The organism is Acidovorax delafieldii 2AN (assembly GCF_000175235.1).
Lineage (GTDB): Bacteria > Pseudomonadota > Gammaproteobacteria > Burkholderiales > Burkholderiaceae_C > Acidovorax > Acidovorax delafieldii_B.
Genome location: NZ_ACQT01000204.1, coordinates 1 through 6,461, shown reverse-complemented (window position 1 = coordinate 6,461; position 6,461 = coordinate 1). Strand labels below are relative to the sequence as shown.

Genomic DNA, 6,461 nt, shown 5'->3' with positions numbered 1-6,461 from the left:
CTGGCGACCTCGGGCGCGGCCAAGCGCCACCGCGTGGTGACCGACGCGGTGCACGGCGCGGGCGGCAAGATCGCGCTGCAGATCCTGCACACGGGCCGCTACGCCTACCACCCGCTGGCGGTGGCGCCGTCGCGCCTGCAGTCGCCCATTTCGCCGTTCACGCCGTTTGCACTGTCAGCACGGGGGGTGGAGCGCCAGATCCGCGCCTTCGTCAATTGCGCGATGAAGGCACGCGAAGCCGGGTACGACGGCGTGGAGGTGATGGGCTCCGAGGGCTACTTCATCAACCAGTTCCTGTCGCAATCCACCAACCTGCGCCGTGACGAATGGGGTGGCGACTACAGCCACCGCATGCGCCTGCCGGTAGAGATACTGGCCCGCATGCGCGAGGCCGTGGGGCCCGACTTCATCATCATCTATCGCCTGTCCATGATCGACCTGGTGCCTGGCGGCAGCGCGTGGGACGAGATCGTCACGCTGGGCAAGGCCGTGGCCACGGGCGGTGCCACCATCGTCAACACCGGCATCGGCTGGCACGAGGCGCGGGTGCCGACGATCGCCACCAGCGTGCCGCGCGCAGCGTTCGCGTGGGTCACGCAGAAGATGAAGGCCGAGTTTGCGGCGGCAGGCATCACCACGCCGCTGGTCACGTCCAACCGCATCAACACGCCCGAGGTGGCCGAGCAGGTGCTGGCCGATGGCTGTGCCGACATGGTGTCCATGGCGCGGCCGCTGCTGGCCGATGCGGCGTTTGTGAAGAAGGCCGCCCAGGGCCGCGCCGACCGCATCAACACCTGCATCGCCTGCAATCAGGCCTGCCTGGACCATGTGTTCCAGAACAAGACCAGCAGCTGCCTCGTCAACCCGCGCGCCTGCCATGAGACCGAGCTGGTCTATCGCCCCGTCGCATCGCGCAAGCGCATCGCCGTGGTGGGTGCCGGGCCAGCGGGGCTCACAGCGGCGACAGTGGCTGCTGAGCGTGGGCACGAGGTTCATCTGTTCGACGCTGCACCCGCTATCGGCGGCCAGCTCAATATGGCCAAGGTGATTCCGGGCAAGGAAGAGTTCCACGAAATGCTGCGCTACCTGGCGACGCGGGTGGAGGAAACGGGCGTGCAACTGCACCTGAACCAGCGCGTGCAGGCCGCCGATCTGGACGGGTTTGACGAGGTGGTGATCGCCACCGGCGTGCTGCCGCGCGACCCGCAGATCCCCGGACAGGACCACCCCAAGGTGCTGAGCTACATCGACGTGTTGCGCCACGGCAAGCCCGTGGGTGAGCGCGTGGCCATCGTCGGCGCGGGTGGCATCGGCTTCGACGTGGCCGAGTTTCTGACACACGGCGAGCATCCGTCCACCACGCTGGATCTGCCCGCGTGGCAGGCCGAATGGGGCATCACCGATCCGGCAAAGGCGCGCGGCGGCCTGGCACCCGACGGGCCACACGCCACGCCGCCCGCGCGGCAGGTGACGCTGCTGCAGCGCAAGAAGGGCAAGCTCGGCGGCGGCCTGGGCAAGACCACGGGCTGGATTCACCGCACCGTGCTCAAGATGAAGCGGGTGCAGATGGTGGGCGGCGTCAACTACGAGCGCATTGGCAACGAGGGCCTGCTGGTGTCTTACGGCGAGAAACGCGAAGACCCCACCTGGATCCCCTGCGACACCGTGGTGCTGTGCGCGGGGCAGGTGCCTCTGCGCAGCCTCGCACAAGCACTGGAGGGCCAGGGCCGCAAGCCGCACCTCATCGGTGGCGCGCTGGAGGCGGGCGAACTCGATGCCAAGCGCGCCATCGATCAGGCGGCACGGCTGGCGGCACGGCTTTAGTGGCAGGCGCAGTCGGGGCGGCCACCGCAGTACCATGCGGTGCCGCTCTGCACATGGGGTGCCGGGCCGGTGTTCTCCGCTGTTCCCGTACTTCAGGTCTGTTCCATGCAATACCGCAATCTTGGCAAAAGCAACCTCCAGGTCTCCCGCCTGTGCCTGGGCACCATGATGTTTGGTGACCAGACTTCCCGCGAAGAAGCTGCCGCCATCGTGTCCGATGCCCATGCCCAGGGCGTCAACTACATCGACACGGCCGACGTGTATACCAAGGGCGCTTCCGAATCCATGCTGGGCGAGCTGCTGCGTGGTCAACGCCACGACTGGGTGCTGGCCACCAAGCTGGGCAACCCCATGTCGGATCGCAAGAATGAGGGGCACTACTCGCGCAGCTGGATGCTGCGCGAAGTCGAGGCCAGCCTGGCGCGGCTGCAGACCGACCATGTGGACATCCTGTACCTGCACCGGGACTACAACGGCATGAGCCTCGAGGAGCCGCTGTGGGCGCTCGACGCCCTGCTGCGCGCGGGCAAGATCCGCTATTGGGGGGTGTCCAATTTCCGGGGCTGGCGCATCACCGAACTCGTGCATCTGGCCCGGCAGATGGGCATGCCCGGCCCCGTGGTGTGCCAGCCGTACTACAACCTGCTCAACCGCATGCCCGAGGTGGAGATCCTGCCGGCCTGCGCCCACCATGGCCTGGGCGTCACGCCCTACAGCCCGGTGGCGCGGGGCGTGCTCACAGGCAAGTACCTGCCCGGACAGCCGCCTGTGGAGGGCTCGCGTGCCGCGCGGGGTGACCGGCGCATCGCGCAGACCGAATTCCGCGAAGAGTCGCTGCAGATCGCCCAGACCCTGCGCCAGCACCTGCACGAGCGTGGCATCACATTGGCCCAGTTTGCCACCGCCTGGGTGCTTGCGCACCCGGCCGTGAGTTCGGTGATCGCGGGGCCGCGCACATTGGCGCAGTGGCAGGACTACGCGCCCGCACTTGGCTACACGCTGACGGCGGACGATGAGGCATTGGTGGGCTCGCTGGTGGCACCCGGCCATCCGTCCACGCCCGGTTATACCGATCCGGCGTACCCACTGGAAGGGCGCTAGGCCGAGGCCATGGTTGCAGCATTGGCGTGGACGGTGCTGCAGCCGTCTGCGGGGGGTGGCTTGTTCTTCTGCGCACGCCAGGGCAGTGCTGTCCAAGCGGAGCCCGCGTGCCGGCCGGTGAGGCGGTGCGCGCATCCGACGCATCGCGCGCCTGCCATGCCGGCACGCTTCCGCACGCATGGTCTGGCCTCGGTAGGGGCTTCGGCAAGTTTGCGTTCCAATAGCGGCATGCAAGAAATCTCTTTCACCGAGCAGCGACTGAACGATCTGGAGATCAAGGCCAGCTACACCGAAGACCTGCTCGACCAGCTCAACCTCACCATCTACCGCCAGCAGCAGCAAATCGACGATCTCGCCCGCGAACTGGTGCGGCTGCGCCAGCAAGCGCCCGAGGGGGGCGCCGCTGCCGCGCGCAACCCGCGTGACGAATTACCGCCCCATTACTGACGTGGGGCCGGCGCGCCGCCGGCCTGCGGATCGAGAGGTGTGGTGGGGGGCGCAAAGATTCGTTTTGGTGGCATCGGCATGCCCCTGCCCGGCGTGGTGCCGATGCGGCAGGCGGTACGATCGCCCATGAGAAAAACTTTCCAGCTTCATATCGAAGGCAAGAATAATGACCGCGTCCTGGATGCCGTCAAGCATGAAATCCGCAAGTACATCAAGCGTGAGCGTGGCCGCCCCGTCCCGGCGGGCGCCGATTTCTGGGACTTTGACTGCAAATTCGGCCGCACGGCCGAGACCGCCGAGGTGGCCCACTTGTCTGCACTGATCGGCCTGGTGGACGCCGTGGCCCGCGAAGGCGGAGCGCAGTTCTACCTCGAAATACTGGCCAAGGGCGGCCACCGGCAGGCCCGCCCGCGGGGCGAGGATCAGAGCGAGGTGCTGCGCGAAGAGACGGACGCCACCGGCAAGGCCTGAGCGCACCTCGCCGCGCTATTCGCGCGCCGCGGCCGCCTGCGCCGCAGCGCGCAACTTGTCTTTCTTGCTGGGCCGCTTGCCCTTGATGCCGCCAGTGCCTGCGGGTGCGGCCTCGGGTGCGGTCTCGGTGGGTTCGAAGCCCGGCACCACTTCGCGCGGCAGGCTCAGGTGTTGGCGCTTTTCGATCAGGCGAAAATGCGCTTCGGTGGCCGCGCTGACAAAGCTCACCGCCACCCCGCTTTCGCCGGCCCGCCCGGTGCGGCCGATGCGGTGTACGTAGTCGTCGGCCGAACGTGGCAGATCGTAGTTCACCACCGCAGGCAACTGGGCGATGTCGATACCGCGCGCCGCCAGATCGGTGGTCACCACGACCTGCCAGCGATCGTCCTTGAATTCCTGCAGCACCTGGGTGCGCGCCCCCTGGCTCAGGCCTCCATGGAAGGGGGTGGCAAAGATGCCGGCCTTGTAGAGCTTTTCAGCCACATGCTCTGCGGCGTATTGCGTGGCCACGAACACCATGACCCGGCTCCATTGGTGCTCCTGCACCAGGTGGCGCAGCAGCTGCGTGCGGCGCTGGGCGTCCACCGCAAAGGCGCGCTGGGCGATGGCGGGCACGTTCGCGGGTGCGTCGTCCACGGTCACGCGGACGGGCTCGTGCAGCATGCCTTCGGCCAGTGCCTGCACCGCGGGCGCGAAGGTGGCCGAGAAGAGCAGGTTTTGCCGGCGCACGGGCAGCAGCTGCAGGATGCGCTGGAGCTCTTCCGCAAACCCCAGGTCGAGCAGGCGGTCTGCCTCGTCCAGCACCAGATGTTCCACGCTGCCAAGCCGCAGGGCGTTGTGCTCGACCAGATCGAGCAGGCGCCCGGGCGTGGCAACCACTACGTCCGCGCCGCCGCGCAGCCCCATCATCTGCGGATTGATGGAGACGCCGCCAAACACCACCGCTACCTTCACGGGCTGGGGCAGACCTCGGCCCAGACTGCGGATGACTTCACCCACCTGGGCGGCCAGCTCGCGTGTGGGCACCAGGATGAGCGCCCTCACGTGGCGTGGCGCATTTTGCGCGTCCGCCTGAAGCCGCTGCAGCAGGGGCAGGGCAAAAGCTGCTGTCTTGCCCGAGCCCGTCTGGGCCGACCCCAGTACGTCGGCACCCCGAAGAACGGCCGGAATGGCTGCGGACTGTACGGGCGTGGGCGCAGAAAATCCCATCGCCGTGGCGGCTTGGACGAGGGCGGGTGAGAGGCCGAGGGCTGAGAAAGGCATGTTGTGCGAAACCGGTGTTCGGGCCATGGCCCTGCATTTGCGCGGGCCTGGCTGAGGGAAAAGATTGTGCGGCAGCGGCGGTACTGGTCGACGCCCCTGGGCCGGTGCACGGCGTGCGCGCCAGGGCCGCTGCCCTGCGTTAGCCGCCGGGCGCGCGCCAATGCTGTTCGGGGCTCGCCATGGGCACGGCCGGGGTGAGCATTGTGCGCCAGTCGGCGCGGGGTGGCGATAATCTTCGTCCGCGCAGCACGCCGTGCTTCAACGCCCTTTTTCGACACCATGAACCTTGCTCTTGATTCGTCCACCATCACCCACAGCATCCAGCTGGCCGTGGCGCCGGTGTTTTTGCTGACCGCCGTGGCCGGCATGATTGGCGCGGTGGCCGGCCGGCTTGCGCGCATCATCGATCGCGCCCGTGTGGTGGAAGACCGCGCCCGACATACGGACGACGCCGATTTTCTGGAGCGTGCGATGCTGGAATTGGGTTACCTGCGCACCCGCGGGCGCATGGCCAATGGCTGCATCGGCCTGCTGACCCTGTGCGGTTTTCTGATCGGCGTGACCATCATTCTGCTGTTTCTGGGGGAGACCACGAGCTTTCGGGGCCATTCCTGGGCCCTGGGGAGCTTTCTGAGCGGCGTGCTCTCGTTCCTGATGGCCCTGGTACTTTTTTTGTGGAGACAGTGATGGCCACGCGCATTCTCAATTTCCACATGCTGCGCCCACCGGTGCCTGCATCAGCGTCGGCGCCCAAGCCCCTCACCCCGCAGCCCTGAGGCCCGCACCATGAAATCCTTGCGTGATCTGGCAAGCCTGGGCGGCCTCGTGTATTCCACCGACCATGGCCGCATGTGCCCCGACTGCCGGCAGCCGCAGGCGCAGTGCGTGTGCAAGCGGGCTGCGGCCATTCCCGCAGGCGACGGCATTGTGCGTGTTTCGCGCGAGACCAAGGGGCGCGGCGGCAAGGCCGTCACGCTGGTGAAGGGCGTGGCGCTCGATGCCGACGCGCTCGCGTTGCTCGGCAAGGAACTCAAGGCCGCATGCGGAAGCGGCGGCACCGTCAAGGACGGTGTGATCGAAGTGCAGGGCGACCACGTGGAGCGCGTGATGGAGGCCCTGAAAAAGCGCGGCCATCAGGTCAAGCGCGCGGGGGGCTGATGGACCCGGCCCAGCTCCAGCGCCTGGTTTCGGTCACCATGCCTTACGGCAAGTACAAGGGCCGCGTTCTGGCCGATCTGCCGGGCAATTACTTGAATTGGTTTGCGCGGGAGGGCTTTCCCCGAGGCGACCTGGGGCGGTTGCTGGCGCTCATGCACGAGATCGACCACAACGGCCTGGCGCAACTGCTTGAGCCC

At 67.4% G+C, this 6,461-nt stretch carries 7 protein-coding genes and 1 pseudogene; 7 read left to right on the top strand and 1 reads right to left on the bottom strand.

Annotated elements, in window-relative coordinates; genetic code table 11:
- The 4 genes from ACDELDRAFT_RS17685 to ACDELDRAFT_RS17670 form a co-directional block, all read left to right on the top strand.
- Positions 1-1,824 (top strand): NADPH-dependent 2,4-dienoyl-CoA reductase (locus ACDELDRAFT_RS17685; protein WP_050784199.1); only part of this gene is annotated, 1,824 nt, incomplete at its 5' end.
- Between the two features lie 105 nt (positions 1,825-1,929).
- Positions 1,930-2,925: an aldo/keto reductase gene (locus ACDELDRAFT_RS17680; RefSeq protein WP_005799344.1), complete on the top strand. Its 996-nt coding sequence runs from the start codon at positions 1,930-1,932 to the stop codon at positions 2,923-2,925.
- 228 nt (positions 2,926-3,153) lie between these two features.
- Positions 3,154-3,372: a SlyX family protein gene (locus ACDELDRAFT_RS17675; protein WP_005799342.1), complete on the top strand. Its 219-nt coding sequence runs from the start codon at positions 3,154-3,156 to the stop codon at positions 3,370-3,372.
- A 126-nt stretch (positions 3,373-3,498) separates the two neighbouring features.
- Positions 3,499-3,843 carry a DUF6172 family protein gene (locus tag ACDELDRAFT_RS17670; protein ID WP_040329776.1) on the top strand — a complete coding sequence of 115 codons (345 nt, stop codon included), beginning with the start codon at positions 3,499-3,501 and terminating at the stop codon, positions 3,841-3,843.
- A 15-nt stretch (positions 3,844-3,858) separates the two neighbouring features.
- Here the strand turns inward: ACDELDRAFT_RS17670 and ACDELDRAFT_RS17665 are convergent, their stop codons facing one another.
- Complete coding sequence (locus ACDELDRAFT_RS17665) at positions 3,859-5,106, bottom strand: DEAD/DEAH box helicase (protein WP_005799340.1); 1,248 nt, start codon at positions 5,104-5,106, stop codon at positions 3,859-3,861.
- Positions 5,107-5,385: 279 nt separating this feature from the next.
- On the opposite strand from ACDELDRAFT_RS17665, the pseudogene ACDELDRAFT_RS17660 reads away from it, so the two are divergent.
- The 3 genes and pseudogenes from ACDELDRAFT_RS17660 to ACDELDRAFT_RS17650 form a co-directional block, all read left to right on the top strand.
- A pseudogene (locus ACDELDRAFT_RS17660) lies at positions 5,386-5,882 on the top strand (DUF2721 domain-containing protein).
- A 10-nt stretch (positions 5,883-5,892) separates the two neighbouring features.
- Positions 5,893-6,264, top strand: coding sequence for a translation initiation factor Sui1 (locus tag ACDELDRAFT_RS17655; RefSeq protein WP_005799338.1), 372 nt, complete (start codon positions 5,893-5,895; stop codon positions 6,262-6,264).
- Positions 6,264-6,461, top strand: a 198-nt coding sequence (locus ACDELDRAFT_RS17650; protein WP_005799337.1) for a DUF3820 family protein, incomplete at its 3' end; no start/stop codon positions are given. The genes ACDELDRAFT_RS17655 and ACDELDRAFT_RS17650, both read left to right, overlap by 1 nt.